The organism is Corynebacterium sp. MSK039 (genome assembly GCF_030232315.1).
In the GTDB taxonomy this organism is placed as follows: domain Bacteria; phylum Actinomycetota; class Actinomycetes; order Mycobacteriales; family Mycobacteriaceae; genus Corynebacterium.
This window is the reverse complement of record NZ_JASPJL010000058.1, coordinates 1-265: the sequence shown is the minus strand read 5'-3', so window position 1 is coordinate 265 and position 265 is coordinate 1. Positions and strand designations below refer to the sequence as shown.

1 pseudogene is annotated in these 265 nt (G+C 37.4%); it reads right to left on the bottom strand.

The features are described 5' to 3' along the window. Positions 1 to 265, bottom strand: a pseudogene (eno, locus tag QP997_RS09820) (phosphopyruvate hydratase); the annotation flags it as partial.

Sequence of the window (265 nt, the reverse complement as noted above, 5' to 3'; positions counted from 1 at the left end):
ATTGTAGCATCTTCAGTTTCACCAGAACGGTGAGATACAACTGCTGTGTAACCAGCACGTTTAGCCATTTCGATAGCTTCGAAAGTCTCAGTTAAAGTACCGATTTGGTTAACTTTAATTAAGATTGAGTTAGAGATACCTTTTTCGATACCTTCAGCAAGTTTTTGAGTGTTAGTTACGAATAAATCGTCACCAACTAATTGTACTTTATCACCGATACGCTCAGTTAATAATTTGTGACCATCCCAGTCGTTTTCGTCTAAAC